This is a genomic window from Zunongwangia sp. (assembly GCF_048269745.1).
Taxonomy (GTDB): Bacteria; Bacteroidota; Bacteroidia; order Flavobacteriales; family Flavobacteriaceae; genus Zunongwangia.
The window spans coordinates 1-19,056 of record NZ_JBLXIB010000009.1 but is presented as its reverse complement, the minus strand read 5'-3'; the positions used below and the strand labels follow the sequence as shown (position 1 = coordinate 19,056).

14 protein-coding genes are annotated in these 19,056 nt (G+C 30.6%); 9 read left to right on the top strand and 5 right to left on the bottom strand.

Going from position 1 to position 19,056, the window contains the following annotated elements:
- Positions 1–76 precede the first annotated feature (76 nt).
- Positions 77–3,271, bottom strand: coding sequence for a cytochrome c biogenesis protein CcsA (ccsA, locus tag ACN0WI_RS11190; RefSeq protein ID WP_417886916.1), 3,195 nt, complete (start codon positions 3,269–3,271; stop codon positions 77–79).
- Positions 3,272–3,400: 129 nt separating this feature from the next.
- Here ccsA and ACN0WI_RS11185 point away from each other — a divergent pair, with 129 nt between their 5' ends.
- From ACN0WI_RS11185 to ACN0WI_RS11145, 9 genes are all read left to right on the top strand, one after another.
- A complete protein-coding gene (locus ACN0WI_RS11185; protein WP_417886914.1) occupies positions 3,401–4,162 on the top strand; it encodes a Rossmann-like and DUF2520 domain-containing protein in 762 nt (253 codons plus the stop codon).
- On the top strand, positions 4,146–4,658 hold the full coding sequence (locus ACN0WI_RS11180) for a KdsC family phosphatase (protein WP_417886912.1): 513 nt from the start codon (positions 4,146–4,148) through the stop codon (positions 4,656–4,658). Before ACN0WI_RS11185 ends, ACN0WI_RS11180 begins: the two co-directional genes overlap by 17 nt.
- A 22-nt stretch (positions 4,659–4,680) precedes the next feature.
- Positions 4,681–5,592: a geranylgeranylglycerol-phosphate geranylgeranyltransferase gene (locus ACN0WI_RS11175; protein WP_417886910.1), complete on the top strand. Its 912-nt coding sequence runs from the start codon at positions 4,681–4,683 to the stop codon at positions 5,590–5,592.
- Between the two features lie 4 nt (positions 5,593–5,596).
- Positions 5,597–6,157 (top strand): hypothetical protein, encoded by a 561-nt coding sequence (locus ACN0WI_RS11170; protein WP_417886908.1) that lies wholly within the window; start codon positions 5,597–5,599, stop codon positions 6,155–6,157.
- Positions 6,158–6,286: 129 nt separating this feature from the next.
- The gene (locus ACN0WI_RS11165; RefSeq protein ID WP_417886906.1) at positions 6,287–6,874 is read left to right on the top strand and encodes a Maf family nucleotide pyrophosphatase; all 588 of its coding nucleotides are present in this window, start codon (positions 6,287–6,289) and stop codon (positions 6,872–6,874) included.
- Between the two features lie 97 nt (positions 6,875–6,971).
- Positions 6,972–7,511, top strand: coding sequence for a mechanosensitive ion channel family protein (locus ACN0WI_RS11160; RefSeq protein WP_417886904.1), 540 nt, complete (start codon positions 6,972–6,974; stop codon positions 7,509–7,511).
- Between the two features lie 74 nt (positions 7,512–7,585).
- Entirely contained in the window at positions 7,586–10,078 is a 2,493-nt protein-coding gene (locus ACN0WI_RS11155; RefSeq protein ID WP_417886902.1) for a PIG-L family deacetylase, read from the top strand.
- Positions 10,079–10,193: 115 nt separating this feature from the next.
- Positions 10,194–11,888 (top strand): sodium:solute symporter family transporter, encoded by a 1,695-nt coding sequence (locus ACN0WI_RS11150; protein ID WP_417886900.1) that lies wholly within the window; start codon positions 10,194–10,196, stop codon positions 11,886–11,888.
- Positions 11,889–11,890: 2 nt separating this feature from the next.
- On the top strand, positions 11,891–12,862 hold the full coding sequence (locus tag ACN0WI_RS11145; protein WP_417886899.1) for a Gfo/Idh/MocA family protein: 972 nt from the start codon (positions 11,891–11,893) through the stop codon (positions 12,860–12,862).
- Between the two features lie 31 nt (positions 12,863–12,893).
- On the opposite strand, the gene ACN0WI_RS11140 is transcribed toward ACN0WI_RS11145, so the two are convergent.
- The 4 genes from ACN0WI_RS11140 to ACN0WI_RS11125 form a co-directional block, all read right to left on the bottom strand.
- On the bottom strand, positions 12,894–14,063 hold the full coding sequence (locus ACN0WI_RS11140; RefSeq protein ID WP_417886898.1) for a DUF4249 domain-containing protein: 1,170 nt from the start codon (positions 14,061–14,063) through the stop codon (positions 12,894–12,896).
- 32 nt (positions 14,064–14,095) lie between these two features.
- Positions 14,096–15,799: a hypothetical protein gene (locus tag ACN0WI_RS11135; RefSeq protein WP_417886897.1), complete on the bottom strand. Its 1,704-nt coding sequence runs from the start codon at positions 15,797–15,799 to the stop codon at positions 14,096–14,098.
- Between the two features lie 29 nt (positions 15,800–15,828).
- The gene (locus tag ACN0WI_RS11130) at positions 15,829–18,615 is read right to left on the bottom strand and encodes a TonB-dependent receptor (RefSeq protein ID WP_417886896.1); all 2,787 of its coding nucleotides are present in this window, start codon (positions 18,613–18,615) and stop codon (positions 15,829–15,831) included.
- Between the two features lie 13 nt (positions 18,616–18,628).
- Positions 18,629–19,056, bottom strand: a 428-nt coding sequence (locus ACN0WI_RS11125) for a hypothetical protein (RefSeq protein WP_417886895.1), incomplete at its 5' end; no start/stop codon positions are given.

The following is a 19,056-nucleotide window of genomic DNA, read 5'->3' as shown; positions in this document are numbered from 1 at the left end:
CATTCATTATAAATGAAAAGAGGCTGTTTTAAAAACAGCCTCTTTTTTTATATCAAATAGTTAAAAATATTAAGAACTATACAATCTCTTCGTTAGATTCTTTAATTTCTTTTTTGGATTTCTTTTTATAGTATATTGAATATCTCCAATACGAAACTGCTCCTAGAACAGCAACTGCTCCTAAAGCATAGTAAATAAAGCTTGGTGTTATTACTTTATCTCCACTAGCATACGAATGTAATCCTGATAGATAGAAATTCACCCCAAAATATGTCATCATAATAGAAGAATAGGCAATAACAGATACAAAATTAAACGTCCATCTACCTCGTAAACCAGGCACCAAACGCATATGTATTACAAAAGCATAAACCATAATACTAATTAATGCCCAAGTTTCTTTAGGATCCCAGCCCCAATAGCGGCCCCAGCTTTCATTAGCCCATTGACCACCTAAAAAGTTACCAATAGTTAACATTACCAACCCAACGGTAAGTGCCATTTCGTTAACCAAAGTAATTTCTCGAATACTTAACTCTATTTTCTTCTTATTCTTTTCGGTAGTTATAATCATTAAAATTAAACTCACTACTCCTAAAATCATTCCCAATGTAAAAGGTCCATAACTACCAACTATTACCGAAACATGAATCATTAACCAATATGAATTTAATACGGGCTGCAAATTTGCAATAGCGGGATCCATCCAGTTCCAATGCGCTATCATTAAAACCATTGATGCGACAAACGTAGTCGAGGCCATAGTTAAATTACTTTTTCTACCAAAAGCTAGCCCGAAAAACATGGTGGCCCAAGCAACATAAATCATCGATTCATAAGCGTCACTCCACGGAGCATGCCCAGAGATGTACCATCTAAAACCTAATCCTGCTGTATGTAGTACAAACAAAACAATAGTAGCTACTGCACATATAGTAGTTAGCAGTTTTAAAATTTTATTCTTTTTAAGAATTTGTACTATTACTAAAACTAACATTACTAAACCTACCAGCATATACATCCAAAATAAATTCCGGAATATATCGTACTTATTATATAAGATTTCGGCATTTATCTTTTTTTGAGAAGGCATTACTTCTTTTCCAAACTTCTTCTGGTAATTTTTTATGCTTCCTAAATACTTTTCGGCTTGTTCATAATCACCGGTTTTTCTGGCTAATTTTAGTGCATTCATATACAGCGGTATAATTTGCTGTGTATACACAGAATCCATTCCTTTTAAATTAGCGTCTTTGGCTTCTTTATAAGAAACCCATTTATTATTTTTATCGCCTGGAACTGGAAATATTCTTAATATGTTTCCATCAAGTGTTTGCCATAATAAATTTACACGCTTATCAGCTTCTATAAAGTCTTTTTGAAATTGATTGGGAACAGGGGCTCTATAGGCTTCTTCTAAATATGGAGAAAGTCTATAATTACCGTCTTCATCCATAAAATCAAGTAAACTCAAGTACTCTTTATCTTCAGGTACTCCTGCAATATGCCGAATACTATCGTTATATTTTTTTACATAAATTAATGGCGCTTCATACCAAACAAAAGGACTCTCAAGCATTGAAAGAAAAACCTGATCGGAATTTAAACCTTTATATTCATCTTTCTTACTGAGTTTCCGAAGCAATTCTGAAGAAAAAGTATTAGCCGGTTTCATACGCCCACCGGCATCTTGAATAACCAATTGGCCAAACTTAGCTGCATGCTCCTTTTTAACTGCATTGGCTTTTATTACAGAATCTAATTGTTGCTGGGTAGTTTCAACATGAATATGATCTGGATTTTCTTGCGCAAAACTTCCAAAACTAATACCCAAAATCACGATTAACGACGCAATTGTTTTCTGTTTTGCTTTTACTTTATCAAGCATTACTTTCAATTTACCGAAGCGAGAACCTTTATCAAATAGAATCCACATTAAACCAAAATACAATAAAAAATAACCAGCGTAAGTTATCCAGGTACCCCAAAAATCATGGTTTACCGATAATATTGTTCCTTGTTCGTTAGGCATAAAACTCGATTGAAAAAATCGGTACCCTTTGTGATCGAGTACATGGTTCATATAAATTTCGTAAGGTTGATTTTCTTTTCCGTCTTCAATAATCTCTATTTTACTTTTAAATGAAGAATAACTATTTTCGGTTCCTGGGTATTTATCAGCAATAAAATCGTTTAGTTTTAAAGAGAATGGTAATTCTCGTTCTATAGATCCGTAATTCAAATACACATCAAGACCGCCTACACTTACTTTTTGAGGTTCATTTACCGTTCCTTGTCCACCTAAAAAAGTAATATTTTTAGTTTCTCCTTCCGAAGATATTTTTAAACTTACTGCATTAGGTTGGTTTTTCTGTTTCTGTTTAGTTTCTACTACTTTGTAATTTCCTTTCACTAACGGGTCGGGAATTACAAATTGCATTTCACCCATTGTATATAACGAACGTAACATTAAATTTTGCGTAGTATCTGCAACTAATTGGCCTTGCATTCTATCTGCCATCCGCATATAAGAAGCACCAAACGGAGATTTAATTGTGTATTCTCCGGCTTTATTAACACCAATATTAATAGCACCTTCAGTAGGTTTATTAAGCGCAAATAGTACATTATGGATATTACTTACTTCTCCTTCTTTTAAATAATGTTCGTGACGTTGGCCACCTCCAGCTTCTACAATTTTTAAGTAATTGTCACCACTTTCATCTTTTACTAACTTTTCTTCTGCGCCAAAAATAAAATCAGTTAATTCAAAATGAATTGGTTGTTCATTATAGTCGGTGTTTAAGCTGTAATTATTTTCGATACCAGGACCAAATAACACGGGTTCTTGAAGAATACGACGGCGAGGTTGTCCATCTATTTCTCCATCTATAAAAAAAGTGAAAAATGTTTTTTGAGAAAGAAATTTATTAGTGGTTTGCCCTTCTATTATCGGCATACTTCCTTCGTAACTAATATATCGGGTAATAAATGCGCCTATTAATATAAAAATAAATGCTAAATGAAGAATTAACGATGACCATTTTTCGCGTTTATATAATTGATAACGCTTTATATTCCCTAAAAAGTTTATCAGGAAAACAATCATGATACCTTCAAACCACCACCTATTATAAATTAAAATACGGGCTGTTTCTATACTATACTCATTTTCGATAAATGTACCGGCTGCCATAGCTATTGCAAAACCTATAAAAAGCACAGCCATTAAACGCGTTGAGAATAAAATTGAAGCAATTTTTTTTTGCATGGAGAGATTTTCTTTTTGAAATGGCTGCAAATTTAATGATTTTGTATTAGTTAATAAATCATTAAAGACACCAATTCTTGTTTAGAAACGTTAATTTTGCTTACGCTAATTTTTTAATAATTTAGCGATATGACAAAAGTAGTGCTTTTAGGTGCAGGAAACTTGGCTTATCACTTATTTCAAGTTATTAATAATACTAATTCTGTAGAGGTTATTCAGGTTTACAACCATCAATCCGAAAAACTAAAACAATTTGAAGGTACTACAGCCATTACTACAGATAAAGATCAAATAAAAGAGGCTGATATTTATCTAATTTCGGTTAAAGATGATGCGATTCCTGAAGTTGCTTCAATTTTAATCTCAAAAGAAGGTTTAGTAGTCCACACAGCAGGTGCAGTAACTATAAATGCCCTATCAAAGAACACGAATTTTGGGGTTTTTTATCCGCTACAAAGCTTTTCAAAAAATAAGAAAGTTGATTTTAAAGAGATACCAATTTGTATTGAAGCAAATTCTAAAGAAAACCTTTCTAAATTAAAGATTTTGGCTTCAAAATTAACTAATTTAGTATATGAAATCTCTTCAGAACAACGGCAAGTTTTGCATGTTGCCGCTGTATTTGCTAATAATTTCAGTAATCATATGCTAGCTACAGCAGATAGTATTTGTGCTAAAAATGAAATCCCTTTTGAGATTTTGAAACCGCTTATTGCTGAAACATTTCAGAAAATTAATAGCATGGCTCCAAAAGAAGCTCAAACCGGACCTGCCATTCGAAATGATAAAAAAACAATGCAAAAACATTTGTCATATTTAACAAACGACCAAAAAAATATATACAAAACATTATCAGAATCTATTTTAAAAAGTAATGGAAAAAAGTTATAAAGAATACCTCAACCAAATTAGCACTTTCATTTTCGATGTAGACGGTGTTTTAACTGATGGTTCTATACAAGTAAGTACAAAAGGAGAATTATTACGAACTATGAACGTAAAAGATGGCTACGCATTAAAACAAGCTTTAAATGCCGGCTATACTGTTTGTATTATATCGGGTGGCACCAATGAAGGCGTTCGTAAACGCTTACGCGATTTAGGTATTACTGATATTTATTTAGGCATTACCGATAAGGTAGAACAACTGGATGAATTTTTCGATATTTATGATATTAAACCTGATGAGGTTTTGTATATGGGAGATGATATTCCGGATATGTATCCCATGAAGATGATTGCTTTACCTACTTGCCCACAAGATGCCGTTCCGGAAGTAAAAGCAGTTTCTAAATATATTTCTCATATAAATGGTGGTAAAGGCTGCGTTAGAGATGTTATAGAACAAGTTATGAAAGTACAAGGAAAGTGGATCGAAAAACAATAATTTTGAAAAAACAACTAGCTTAATGCCCTATTTACGATTAATTAGGTATGGCAACCTTCTATTTATAGCATTATGTTTATTGCTGATTCGGTTTGGGCTGTTTCAGCAATTTTCTGCTACTTGCGCTTTAAGTAATTTTCAATTTATACTATTAATTTTTGCCGTTATTTTTATAGCCGCAGGTGGTTACATAATTAATAATATTATGGATTATGAAGCTGATACAATTAATACACCGAAACGGGTTGTTGTTAACAATAAAATTTCAGAAAAAAACTGCTATTCCCTATTTTTCATATTTACAATTATGGGTGTTGGTTTAGGGTTTTATATAGCCAATAGTATCGGTAAACCAGCACTAGCTTCTATTTTTATTCTTACTTCTGCCCTACTTTACCTCTATGCAACTAATCTAAAACATATTGCTATTGTAGGAAACTTGATTGTAAGTTTTTTAGTAGGAATAGTCGTTTTGCTTCCGGTTGCATTCGATTTATACCCTGAAATCACACCTAATAATATTGAAAATCAATCTTCCCTTTTTAAAATTTTAGGCTATTATGCTTGGTTTGCATTTTTGTTTAATTTTATTCGAGAAGTGATAAAAGATCAAGAAGATATAAATGGAGATTATAGAGTTAAAAGCTTAACTCTCCCACTTTTAATTGGGCAAACAAGAACCAATGCTTTTTTATTTATATTTTGCTTAATCTTATTATTTACCGGCATCTATTTTATAATCGAGTATTTGTACGTTTATACAAAGGCACTAGTGTACACCTTATTATTTATAATTGCACCATTATTGGCTATTTTAGCAAGAATTTTAAAAGCAAAATCAAAAAAAGATTACAAAAAGTTTAGTCTTATTTTAAAATTGATGTTATTCTTTGGATTATTATCTTTAGGATTTCCTGAATTTTTAGCCTCATAATATAATGAAACTGATAATCGCTTTTTTTATACTAATAATATGTCCGAATTATTTAATTGCCCAAGACCTACATCAAAAAGAGTTTGATAAAATTAATGCTGACGTTAAAAACATCATTATATCTATTGAAGATTCAGATGATTTTGTAAAACTTATAGAAAAATTTAATCTATCTGAATCAGCTTCCAACAAAATTGATATAGTAACTCAAAATAATAAAATTACATTTTTAAAAAATAGGCAAGGAAAGAGCCATATTTTACCATTCTATTTTTTAACTGAAAATCCGACTGAATTGAAGTTGACTATTTTTTCACTAACTATGGAACCACAAAGAATAGGAGAAGAATTTCACAGAGGAACGTATCATTTTATTTTAACTTCTAAAATTAAAATTGAAGACGGAAAACCAACTTATAAAGATTCAGAAATAATAATCAATCAAAATTCTATAAATAATTGGTTCTTAAAAGGCTATAAAACCTATTTAGATAAAACAGGGTTAGTTTATAAAAAATTTGGTTACACCCCACCGCCGCCGCCAATACCACCAAATACATTATAGTAAAGCAACTATTAGTAACGGAATAATACAATAGCTACTAAATTTTCTCTAAAAATTTATACCCTTTTTCATACTTATCGCATCACTAAAAACACTTGTATACTTTTCAGACAACTATAAAAACTATTCATGCTACACGATATTTTACAACATAAAGAAATTATTTTAGCTTCCGGATCCCCAAGACGGCAACAGTTTTTTAAAGATTTACTAATCCCATTTACTACTGATGTGCGTCCGGTAATTGAAACATATCCAAATGAATTAAAAGGAACAGAAATTACCGATTATCTTGCCAAACTTAAAGCAACAGTTTTCACAGAACTTACAGCTAAGCAGATACTAATTACTAGCGATACTATTGTGAGCAATAACGGAAAAGCAATGGGTAAACCTAGAACTATTAATGAAGCTAAAGAAATGCTTGTTTCACTTTCCGGAAAAACGCATAGTGTTGAAACGTCGGTTTGTTTTACAACAACATCACAGCAAAAAATTGTACACTCATCCACCCAAGTTACTTTTAAAGTTCTTACCGAAGCAGAAATTGATTTTTATGTAGAAAATTACAAACCTTTCGATAAAGCAGGCGGATATGCTATTCAAGAATGGATAGGTTTTATTGGAATAACGCATATTGAAGGAAGTTACTTTAATGTGGTGGGCTTACCTACTCATTTAGTGTACGAAACTTTAACTGAATTAGCTTCAGTTTAAATTCAATTATTTTATACGTTTTTTAAATTGCTTGTTCTAAAAATTATATGCAAGAAAACAGCATTTCGATTATTTTTACTGAAAATTAATCTTGAAAATGACAATTTTTAACTTTCCATATCTCTCTCAATTAGCGTATACGCTGTTCACGTTATTCGTACTGTTGATTATAAATTTTATACTAAAAAAAGCAGCAAAGCGAATAGGAGAAAAAGGCGAAATTCATACTACTCGAATTCGGCTAATGTTTCGTTATATAAATATTCTAGTGGTTATTTTAGCTGCCTTTTTAATGGCACTTGTTTGGGGAATGAATTTGGGCGATCTTGCTGTAATCTTTTCTTCTGTTTTTGCTATATTGGGTGTAGCGCTATTCGCAATTTGGTCAATTTTAAGTAATATTACTTCCGGAATTATTATGTTTTTTAATTTCCCTTATAAAATTGGCGATAAAATTAAAATTCATGACAAAGATCTTCCTATAGAAGCAGCCATTGAAGATATAAAGGCTTTCCACCTACATTTACGTACCGATGATGGAGAACTTATTACTTACCCTAATAACCTTATTCTTCAAAAAGCAGTTTCTCTTGTTAAAAAGGATGTTTTTTTAGACGAAGGAAAAAATGCGCTATAACTTTTAAAGTATAAAACCTACCAATAGCAGTTTAAAATTTTATATTTGATTTTGTATAAAAATAAAGCAGTTCCATGCGAAAATTACTATTCTTATTAATTTTATATTCAAACCTAGCTATATATGCACAAACTCCTAAAAAACTTAGTGCTACAGAAATTTACGAAAAAATTGAAAAGCTAAATTTTTTAGGTTCAGTTTTATATATTGCAGCCCACCCAGACGATGAAAACACACAACTCATTTCTTATTTTTCTAACGAAAAACATGCAAGAACCGGCTATTTATCGTTAACTCGTGGTGATGGAGGCCAAAATCTTATAGGTTCTGAAATTCGTGAAAAATTAGGAGTAATCCGCACTGAAGAGCTTTTAGCTGCACGCCGTATCGATGGCGGAATGCAATTTTTTAGTAGAGCTAACGATTTTGGTTACTCTAAGAATCCTACAGAAGCATTAAAAACTTGGAATAAAAATGATGTTTTAAGTGATGTAGTATGGGTAATCCGAAAATTTCAGCCCGATGTAATTATTAATCGGTTTGACCACCGAACACCCGGAACTACGCATGGACACCACACTGCTTCTGCCATGTTGAGTGTAGAAGCATTTGATTTAGCAAATAACAAATCAGTATTTCCTGAACAATTAAAATATACTAATAATTGGCAACCTTCCCATCTTTTTTTTAATACCTCGCCTTGGTTTTACAAAAGCAATCAAAAGGCATTTGAAAAAGCTGTCACAAATGGTAATTTTTTAGCTATTTCTACCGGTAATTATTATCCATTAAAAGGGGTTTCTAATCAAGAAATTGCTTCTAAAAGTCGTAGTCAACACCAATCGCAAGGTTTTGGAAGTTTAGGTACGCGTGGAAAACAATTGGAATATTTAGAACCTATAAAAGGAGACTCACTTACTTCTAAAAATCTATTTGAAGGAATTGACACTTCCTGGAACAGAGTAAAAGGGGGACGTGAAATTGGAACTATTTTGAATAACGTTCAGCAAAATTTCGATTTTACAAATCCAAGTGCAAGCCTTCCAAACCTATTATTAGCTTATAAAAAAATTCAGAATTTACAGAATAAACACTGGAAAACGATAAAAACTCAAGAAATTAAAACTATCATTACAGCTTGTGCCGGTTTATTTTTAGAAGCAAGCACAACAACTCCCTATGCATCACCGGGAGATTCTATAGCATTAAAAATAGAAGCTATTAACCGCAGTAATGCCAAAATCGCTTTAGATAAAATTATATTTGAACCGCAGAAAAAATCTAAAAAAATAACTGAAAATCTAACTAATAATACTGATTGGCAAAGAGAATTCATTTATAAAATTCCAGAAAATGCATCGTATACTTCTCCATATTGGCTTAAAAATGAAGGTACAGTTGGTATGTACCGAGTGGACAATCAGGAACTAATTGGAAAACCTGAAACGCCTCATGCTACTAAAATTCGTTTTGAGTTATCGATTAATGGTTATCAAATCCCGATTGACAAGGAAGTAGTCTATAAATTTAAAGATAGAGTTTTAGGTGAAACTTATCAAAACTTTGAAATTATACCTCCTGTTTCAGTTGAATTTGCTGAAGATATTGTTTTGTTTCCGAACAAAAATTCTAAAACAATACAGGTCACTGTAACTTCGAAGAAAGCAAATATTTCGGGAGAACTTCAATTAAATTTATCTTCAGAATGGAAGATTTCGCCAAAGAAACATTTGGTTAATCTTTCAGAAAAAGAAAGCAGCCAAAAATATTCGTTTACAATAACACCTCCATCTGAACAAACAGAAAGTTGGATTACACCAGAAATAACTATAAATGGAGAAATATATAATGAACAGGTAAGTACCATTGCTTACTCACATATTCCTACACAAACACTAGTACTCCCGTCGAAATTAAAATTAGCTAAAATAAATATTCAAAAAAAGGGAGAGAAAATTGCTTATATTTCTGGTGCTGGGGATGTTGTTCCTGCCAGTTTACAACAAATTGGTTATAATGTAACTTTACTTTCTCCAAATGAAATTTCAGCAAAAAAATTAGCTAATTTCGATGCCGTAGTTACCGGTATTCGTGCTTATAATGTTTTAAAAGAACTTCGATTTAAAAATAAAGAATTAATGAAGTACGTTGAAAATGGAGGTACGCTTATTTCACAATATAATAAAGATCGAGATATAAAAGTAGATCAAATAGGTCCGTATCCGTTTACACTCTCGTACGATAGAGTAACTGAAGAAAATGCAAAGGTTACTTTTATTAATCCGGAAGCTCCCATTTTAAATTACCCAAATAAAATAACAGCAAAAGACTTTGAAGGTTGGGTACAAGAGCGCGGTTTATACTTTCCTTCTAGCTGGTCTCCAGAATATGAAACAGTATTAGCCATGCATGATGAAAATGAAGATACAAAAACTGGAAGTCTCTTAATTAGTAAATATGGAAAAGGATATTATGTATATACCGGATTAAGCTTTTTTAGACAATTCCCTGCTGGAGTAGCCGGATCGTTTCGCCTTTTTGCTAACTTGCTTTCTTTAGGAAATTAATAAATGGACGAAAAACCAGACAAATACGAATGGAAATGGCGATATACGCTTATTTTAATTGCTAATGCACTTTATATCCTTACTTTTTATTTTATAATGAAATCGTTCACCTAACATGCAGTTATTAGATTGGATAGTCTTAATAGTCACCATTAGCTCGATAGTAATCTATGGTGTTTATAAATCGCGTGGTAGTAAAAATGTAACCGATTATATTAAAGGAGGTAACGATGCTAGATGGTGGACTATTGGTTTATCGGTAATGGCTACCCAAGCTAGCGCTATTACATTTCTTTCTACACCAGGACAAGCATATAATGACGGCATGAGTTTTATTCAAATTTATTTTGGACTTCCCATTGCTGTAATTATTGTTTGTATTGTTTTTATTCCGATTTATCATCGATTAAAAGTATATACAGCTTACGAGTATTTAGAATCTCGATTCGATCAAAAAACGCGAGTTCTAACAGCTATTTTATTTTTAATTCAGCGTGGTTTAGCTGCAGGACTTACTATTTTTGCTCCTGCAATTATTTTATCGGCAGTATTGGGGTGGAATTTAACAACACTTACTTTTCTTATCGGAATCTTGGTTATTATTTATACTGTTACCGGCGGTACCAAAGCAGTAAGTGTAACCCACAAACAACAAATGGCAGTTATTTTAACAGGGATGGTGGCTACTTTTGTAATTATCTTGTTATCGCTTCCTGAAAATATAACCTTTACCAAAGCGCTAGACATTGCAGGAAGTGAAGGAAAAATGAAGATTCTCGATTTTTCGTTCGATTTTAATAACCGATATACATTTTGGAGCGGAATAATTGGCGGAACATTTTTATCGCTTTCTTATTTTGGAACCGACCAGAGTCAAGTTCAACGCTATCTTACCGGAAAAAGCGTAAAAGAAAGTCAGTTAGGAATGATTTTTAATGGTTTATTAAAAGTTCCGTTACAGTTTTTTATTCTTTTAGTAGGTGTAATGGTTTTTGTTTTTTATCAGTTTAACGACACTCCTCTTAATTTTAATCCATCGGCTACTGAAGCGGTTTTGCATTCGGATTATGCAGAACAATATCGAGATTTAGAGATGGAGCACGAAAAGATTCAGCAAGAAAAAAAAGAATTAACATTAGATTATGCAAAAAACACCAATCAGCTTTCTGAAGATGAAGTAAAGAGCTTTAAAAAGAAACTATCTGCTTTAAATTCTGAAGAAAACAAAACACGGGCTAAAGCCAAAAAATTTATAGATGCTACTGCTCAAAATGTAGAAAGTAACGATAAAGATTATCTTTTTATCCATTTTATTTTGCACAATCTCCCTCGCGGAATTATTGGTTTGTTATTAGCAGTTATATTATGTGCGGCAATGTCTTCAACCGCTTCAGAGTTAAATGCATTAGCTACTACAACCACTATGGATATTTATCGAAGAAATCTAAAAAAAGAAAAAAGTCAAGATCATTATCTAAAAGCTTCACAATGGTTTACCCTTATTTGGGGAATTATTGCCATACTATTTGCTAGTTTTGCCGATTTATTCGATAATCTTATTCAACTTGTAAATATTATTGGTTCTATTTTCTACGGAAATGTATTAGGAATATTTTTATTAGCTTTCTTTATTAAATATGTAAAAAGTAATGCCGTATTTATTGCTGCAATTATTACGCAATTTTTTATAATTGGTATTTACTTTTTAGATGTCTTGCCTTATTTATGGCTAAATGCACTAGGTTGTATTTTAGTAATTGGTATTGCTATATTAATACAGCCTTTTTACAAAAAACTTAAAATTGATTAATTATGAAGACTTCATTTAATTGGGGAATTATAGGTGCCGGTAAAATTGCCAAAAAATTTGCACTAGGATTAGAACATGTTACTGGTGGAAGCTTATATGCAATAGCTAGCCGATCTGAAAATAAAGCACAAGATTTTGCAGCTGATTTTAAAGCTAAAAAGGCTTTTGGAGATTACGAAAGCATGCTACAAGACCCGGAATTAGATGTTGTTTATATTGCTACACCCCATGTTTTTCATTTAGAACATACATTGCTTTGCCTTAAACATAAAAAAGCAGTGCTTTGTGAAAAGCCTTTTGCGATGGACCGTGCTCAAGTTGAAAAAATGATTGATTTTGCACAAAAACAAGATGTTTTTTTGATGGAGGCTATGTGGACACATTTTTTACCACATTTTAGATATGTAGTCGATATTATCAAGGCAGAAACTTACGGTAAAATAACTGCATTAGAAGCCGATTTTGGATTTGAAGCCCCTGTAGATTTTAACAACCGTATTTATAATAAATCGCTAGGCGGCGGAAGTTTATTGGATATCGGAATATACCCCATTTTTGCAGCATTAAGCTTTCTAGGGAAACCTGATAAGATTGAAGCCAAAGCTAAAATGACTAAAACAGAAGTAGATGCACAGTCTGAAATTACATTTTATTATCCAAATAAAGTACAAGCACAATTAGCCAGCTCGATAGATAAAGAAACCTCAACCATTGCTAAAATTCAATTAGAAAAAGCTAAAATTTTAATCAATTCTCGATTTCATGAACCAAGTACCGTAACTATTACTACGGAAAAGGAACAATTCACTAAAGAATTCGGGGTAACGTCTAATGGCTATAATTTTGAAGCTGAACACGTACAACAAATGTTGGCAGAAGGCAGAAAAGAAAGCTCTGAAATGAGTTTTGCAAAGAGCTTAGAGCTTATAGAGATGTTAGATCGAGTTCGTAAAAAAATAGGTTTGAAGTATTAAAAAAGTAAGATAAGCACCTAATAAAAGCCTGTTACTCTTCTGGCCAAAAATCTGGTTTTTCAGGACTTCCTTTTACTCTACAATCAATACAGGAAATAGGAACAAATAAAAAACCCGTTTCATTACTCCCACTAAGGTATTGTGAACCACCTTCTCTTATCAGATTTGGTATTAAAAAAGGAGGTTCGGGAGAAGGTACATATGGATCACAAAATTCTTCTTTACCAGGAAGCTGTGAAATATCGAAAAAATCTGTAAAAGAAAAGAATAACCGCTTTGAAGATTGATTTGCTACTCCAAAATATCCTACCACTTTTTCATCAGGATTATCAACAGCCTGTAAATTACCTATAACAAATCCAGGTTGGTTTTGAGAAAAAACGTTATCAACTCCCGCTAACTTTTGCAAACTATTATAATAATTATAGGCTTTGTTACTAATTACCGTTTGATGAACCAACATACTATAAGCATTAGATATTTTTGAATTATCTATCTTAAAAAATTTCACTAAAAATTTGTTTAAATTAGTTTTTTCTGTTCCTACAGTCGTTGTTAATACACTACGTTTGGATTGTTTTGTTGCATAACAAACTTTTCTCTCTGCAGTAACTTTTCTAAATTCTACTGTAGTCTCTCCTGTTGCTACCAATTTAAAGTCAGACGAATAAGGGGATACTATTTTATATGTTTCTTCAAAACTAAACTTATAATATTGTTGCTCGTTAGAATCTGTTTGATTATTTAAAAATAAACCTACACCTAACTCATCTTTAGTATTTCGACTTTTTTCAGCATAAAAACTTTCAATTTTTGCTTTTCCATTAATACTCTCTTTATCCGACACATATTCTTTTCCATCTTGAAATTTTATTTCTAAATGATAATTTTTGCCAACTTCAGCTTTAAAAGGTTGAATAGATTTATAGGCACCTCCCTCAGCTTGCTCAAATAAATACTCTTCTCCACTATCTTCCACAACTTTAACTTCTGCATTATCAACATAACTTACAGTATCTTGTTCTAATTTATAGGTATAAGCAATATTTACTTCTTGAATAACTAGCTGATCGGTAATAAACCCTTCTACTACTAATAATTTTTCTAGTTCTTCTGTACTATAATTATAAGGCTCTACACATGAAAAAGCCAATAGCAAAGTAATAACAGCAATAAAATAATTTATTTTTAGCTGCTTCATTTTGTTTATTTTACCAAGAAAATTGTAAATCATCATTTATCTCTTACTTCAAAAAATTTCTGAATACTTATTGGTTTGCCTTTATCTGTTAGACCTTCAACTTTAACTTCAAATTTTCCGGTTACATCAGAGGTATAAAAACTGCTATTTGCATCATCAACATTTAAATCTGGATCCCATAATAATTGAATTCTAAAATCAGGCATATGGTCATATTCATTTCCTTTTTTATAAACTTGTTTAAAATATCTCTTATCTGGAAAACCGGTATTTAATGTAAAGTATTTTGCATCTAAATATGAAGAGTTCTCAAAATCATTTTTTATTGTCTCTAACATTATCACCCCCTTATAAATTTTACCTGAAATGAAACATTTATCCCGAATAATTTTTATTTTCTCTATTTTAGACGCAGAATAATTTTGAACGAACATATCTACATTCTGAAGAGGAATTCCATCTACTAAAACTAATGGAGATCCATCAAAATTTTGTTTTGGAAGATAGCCCAATACGGCTAATTCATATTCATTTTTTCTATTAAAAACTTTAGCATAAGGAATGATTTCAATAAAAGTCTCTTCTAACGTTTTAAACCTGGTATAATCATTTAAATTATACTCTACTAGAGAAAAATTTTCAAACAATGAACTTTTCTCTTGTTCTACTATAGTATCTGGTTTTTGACTATAATACGAATTTTCAATCTGATTATAAACACTTCTTTTTCTAATCATTTCTTCAGAACTAGGACTTATAAAAGTATGAGAGAAATTCAATTCTTTTGAATTTATAATATCTCCTAGACTAGTAGTATCTAATTGAATTTCATAATCATCGATTTCATTTTCGGACAAAAGCTGAAAAATAGCCTGTGTATTTTCGAAAGCTTGATCTATATTAGCATAAAACTTACCATCTTCTTTTATTTTCACAAGCTTTATAAATCGATTTTTTTGCCCCATAGAAATCGATAATATTTTATTTTGCAACAAATCTCCTGAATTTGATTTCACAACCCCAGTAACTAATTGCCCATAAATTTCAGGAATCATTTTATCGGTATACTTAGAATCAATAGCTATTTTTTCGTTTTCGTTAAAACTGTCAAAAGATTTTAATTTAGGATGAGATAAATCTTCAAACAAATGAACTGAAATAGAATAAGATCCTTTTGGTAATCTTTGCAAATTAAGTTTAACTTCAGATCTTTTTGAATATACTTTTTTATCTAATAAATCAAATTTAGAAATGGATTCCTTTGGTGGTTTTAAAGATAAAACAGTAGAATCGTTCTTAATATTTTTTTGATTATTTGTATATGGATTTAGAATGAAAATATCTTGACTGAAAAACCTACTTGGTTTATTTATAAGCATCCAATTAGTGTATGCTAAAATTTTGTAATTTCCAGAATCAATAGTAACCGGTAAAAAAACATCTCCATTTCCTTCTCCTTCTCTAAGATCTATATTTTTAGAAATAATTTTTTCTCCATTTTCACTTATAATATCAAAATGTACTATTTTACTAATCTTACTAAACTCAGAATTTTCATTTAAGGAATAAATTTTAAAATATAGATATTCTCCAGTAAATAATAAGCTTGAATTAATGTGTACATATATATTTTCTACAGGAGACGTATGAGGTTTTGACTCAATTATATTTCCGTAGTTTTTATTAACATTAATTATAAAAAATAAAAAAGTGACTATTATAATTTTATATTTCATACTTTTATTTAAATCATTTTTATTTTCTTTTAAAACTTGAAATTGAAACTAATAGAAGGTATTGGAACAGAAAAAATAGAACTTTTTCGCCCCTCAATTTTTCCTTCTTTAGTTACAAAATACACTGAATATGGGTTGTTACGTCCTAACACATTATATACAGAAAAGTTCCAAAAACTATGTCCTATTTTTTTTAGTTTATGATTACCTTCTAAATTAAAACCTAAATCTAATCGATAGTAATCAGGTATTCTAAATTGATTTCTATCACTATATAACACATAATCTGATCCATCGTAGTTATATTTTCCAACTGGATAAGTAATAGGTCTTCCGCTTTGATAGGTGAAATTTCCAGAGAAGCTAAATCTTCTTGTTAATTTATAATTTGCTACTATAGCCAAATTATGAGGTTTATCATAATTTGCAGGAAAATAATCGCCATTATTAACCGTTTCCTCTCTAAAATTGCTTTGAAGTTTTAAATAAGATCTAGAATAGGTGTAACTTAACCATCCATTTAATTTCCCTGTCTTTTTCTTTAATAAAAACTCAACTCCATACGATTTCCCCTCTCCTTGCAAGACCTCCGTTTCTACATAGTCATTTAAAAATAAATTTGCACCAGTTTTAAAATCTAAAGTATTATTTGAAGTTTTATAATACCCTTCTATACTTGTCTCTATGGTATTTTCCTTAAAATTTTTATAGAATCCTAGACTATATTGATTGGCTCTTTGTGGCTTTAAATGATAACCAGATAGCCTATAAGTATCGGTAGGTGAAACTGTTGTGTTATTGGATAATGTGTGTATATATTGTAATGTATTATTATAACTCGCTTTTACTGATGTATCTGGAAGTAAATATAATCTGGCAGATAATCTTACTTCAGGTCCTCCATACGTTTTAATAATTTCATAGTTACTGTATTCTTTTTGATCTACAACAGTATTATTATTTTTTGGTAAGTCTTTATCATATGTTCTTATTGTATCTGAACCAAAGGAAGTGAAAAAAGAATATCTAAGTCCCGCATTAAACGATAATTTATCTGATAGTTCAAAATTATCGGCAAGCCAAACTGCATATTCACCAGCTTTCTCATTTCTTAATATCCTTTCTTTAATACTTGATTCGTTTCCTATAGGTTTTTTATAACCTGGTTTTATTTGATATAATTTACCAGAAATCCCATAATTTAAATTATGTTTTGGAATATATTTATTATTTAGGTCAAGTTTTAAGTTAGTTTCATTTATCTCATATCCTGACTCAAAATTATCCTCAAAGTTACTTTCATATAATATATTAAACTTATAATTGCTATTAGTTGCTATTAAGGTACCTTCGCTTTTATCTGAAAATTTATGATTATAATGAAGTGAGAATAATGCATTATTATAACTATGGACAGAGTCATTAGAAATACTAAAACGATCTTCACTTAAATATCCTGTTGCGCTTATTTTATTTTTATCATTAAACTTATGGTAGTATTTTATAATAGCATCATAAAAAAAGGCAGTACTGTTTTTTAGACTTTCTTCATCTAATTTTTTTAAAATCCAATCTGAATATGTACTCCTAGCTCCTACAATTACACTAGATTTTTCTTTCACTATAGGAACTTCTAATGCTAAATTACTTGTTACAGGTCCTAAAGAAGCTTCTCCTTCAAATTCTTCTGTATTACCATTTTTTGTAGTCAAATCAAACACTGAAGATAATCGCCCTCCATACTTAGCCGGAATATTTCCTTTAAAAATAGTTACGCCCCCTGTTGTAAAAGGATTAACAGCAGAAAATAATCCAAAAAAATGAGAAGGATTATACATAACTGCATCATCTAAAAGTATCAGATTTTGATCTTCTTTACCTCCTCTTACATTGTAACCCGAAGACCCCTCTCCTGCTTTAGAAATTCCAGGTAATGTAGCTGCAACTTTCATAATATCACGCTCGCCCAAGGCTAATGGTATATTTTTAATATTTTCAACATCTATTTTCTCTTCACCAGTATTGGTGTTATTTATGTTTTTATCAAGATTTGTGGTTAACCTTACTTCACTAAGCATCTCGAAACTATCATCTAACCTAAAATCCAAGCTTCCTCCACTATATATTATAATACGTTTGGTAACATTTTCATTAGATAAAGAACGTGTTTTTATAATATTCTCACCAGCTGGCAAACTCAATTCATAATATCCATCCTCATTAGTAACACTTCCTGTTCCCCTACCATCAATTATTAAAGATAAATTAGAAATAGGTTCTTTCGTATTCTTATTTATAACATAACCTGTTAATTTATAAGTTTTTTTAGTGTTTGCACGTTGTTTACCTATTTTTATAGTCTCTATTTGTTTGTTAGATGGATTTGAAGAATAAAATAAAGGTTGAAGAGTGTTTTTTTTATTTGCTTGTTTCGGTAAATCTTGATAGTTTTCAATAGAACTTTTTTCTTGATATTTACCAAAAAAGCCTTCTGGTAGCCGGTCGTAAACCAAATTATTTTTAGTTAAAATTATACTTTTTGAGTTATATAGATAAACATTTAAATTTGTTTCTTCCAGAATCTCATTAAGAATTTCTGTTACCGATTTATGATTAAACTGCCTATTTATTAATTTATCAGGTAGCCACGGTGAAGCATAATATATTTTAATTCCTGTACTATTTTCTATGTCTGAAAAAGCTCCTTCGTAAGTCTGATTATTGAATTTTATACTTATAGTATCATTTAAGGTTTTATAAGATTGTGCTTGCAGTGAAAGTGAAAAAAAAATTAAGGGTATAAAATATTTTAGCATAGATACCAACATATTATAATAATGAATTCAAAAGATTTTTAGCGAAACTATCTGGGTTATCTTTTAAAAGCTGTTTATATTGTTTATAGAATCTTCTAATTTCTTTCTTTTTATCTGGATATAGACTTATCACTTCTTTTTTTGAGTTAAAAGAGTGTAATATCCCTTTTGTTCTCAGAAAAAATAAAGGTTTGTCTGAGTAATACTCGTAATAGACATAATTTTTATCTAACCGCCTAAATTCTTTTTTTTGATATTTCTTAAAAAGAAAAAGCTTATCATTTTTAAATATTTCTTCATAAAAACCTTCGCCAGAATCTTTTTCTAGTCTTTTAAATTTTTTTGATTCAACTTTAAAGCAATCGATATTTTTAGATATGAGTTGAAATATAGAAGAAATATCCTTTCCTGTTTTAATTTTAACGAATACAATATCATCTA

Excerpts from the sequence above, each read along its gene's own strand:
- ACN0WI_RS11175 (WP_417886910.1), top strand. The coding sequence starts at position 4,681 with ATGCCCTATTTACGATTAATTAGGTATGGCAACCTTCTATTTATAGCA.
- ACN0WI_RS11185 (WP_417886914.1), top strand. The coding sequence starts at position 3,401 with ATGACAAAAGTAGTGCTTTTAGGTGCAGGAAACTTGGCTTATCACTTA.
- ACN0WI_RS11145 (WP_417886899.1), top strand. The coding sequence starts at position 11,891 with ATGAAGACTTCATTTAATTGGGGAATTATAGGTGCCGGTAAAATTGCC.
- ACN0WI_RS11140 (WP_417886898.1), bottom strand. The coding sequence starts at position 14,063 with ATGAAGCAGCTAAAAATAAATTATTTTATTGCTGTTATTACTTTGCTA.
- ACN0WI_RS11180 (WP_417886912.1), top strand. The coding sequence starts at position 4,146 with ATGGAAAAAAGTTATAAAGAATACCTCAACCAAATTAGCACTTTCATT.
- ACN0WI_RS11135 (WP_417886897.1), bottom strand. The coding sequence starts at position 15,799 with ATGAAATATAAAATTATAATAGTCACTTTTTTATTTTTTATAATTAAT.
- ACN0WI_RS11160 (WP_417886904.1), top strand. The coding sequence starts at position 6,972 with ATGACAATTTTTAACTTTCCATATCTCTCTCAATTAGCGTATACGCTG.
- ccsA (WP_417886916.1), bottom strand. The coding sequence starts at position 3,271 with ATGCAAAAAAAAATTGCTTCAATTTTATTCTCAACGCGTTTAATGGCT.
- ACN0WI_RS11150 (WP_417886900.1), top strand. The coding sequence starts at position 10,194 with ATGCAGTTATTAGATTGGATAGTCTTAATAGTCACCATTAGCTCGATA.
- ACN0WI_RS11130 (WP_417886896.1), bottom strand. The coding sequence starts at position 18,615 with ATGCTAAAATATTTTATACCCTTAATTTTTTTTTCACTTTCACTGCAA.
- ACN0WI_RS11170 (WP_417886908.1), top strand. The coding sequence starts at position 5,597 with ATGAAACTGATAATCGCTTTTTTTATACTAATAATATGTCCGAATTAT.
- ACN0WI_RS11165 (WP_417886906.1), top strand. The coding sequence starts at position 6,287 with ATGCTACACGATATTTTACAACATAAAGAAATTATTTTAGCTTCCGGA.
- ACN0WI_RS11155 (WP_417886902.1), top strand. The coding sequence starts at position 7,586 with ATGCGAAAATTACTATTCTTATTAATTTTATATTCAAACCTAGCTATA.